This window comes from Sporosarcina koreensis, assembly GCF_001531445.1.
GTDB lineage: Bacteria > Bacillota > Bacilli > Bacillales_A > Planococcaceae > Sporosarcina > Sporosarcina koreensis_C.
The window spans coordinates 1-243 of sequence record NZ_LQYA01000359.1; the positions used below are offsets into that span (position 1 = coordinate 1).

The following is a 243-nucleotide window of genomic DNA, read 5'->3' on the forward strand; positions in this document are numbered from 1 at the left end:
ACGGAATAAGTGATGAAAACTGAATTTAAAACTTAGTCTGTATGTGGTAAAATGTTTCAATCAAGATTAGGAGGCATTAATTATGAAGTGCAATGAATGTAACAGGGTTCAATTAAAAGAGGGAAACGTATCATTAGCCCTATAAACTGCGTCTACACTCATTATTGGAGGGCGAAATGTGAATACGTCTTATTCACAATCAAATTTACGACACAACCAAATTTTAATTTGGCTTTGCGTTCT

1 protein-coding gene is annotated in these 243 nt (G+C 33.7%); it reads left to right on the forward strand.

Features of this window, described 5'->3' with window-relative positions:
* The first annotated feature begins 82 nt into the window (after positions 1-82).
* A complete protein-coding gene (locus AWV70_RS25965; RefSeq protein WP_013762478.1) occupies positions 83-145 on the forward strand; it encodes a tetracycline resistance efflux system leader peptide in 63 nt (20 codons plus the stop codon).
* The last annotated feature ends 98 nt before the right edge of the window (positions 146-243 follow it).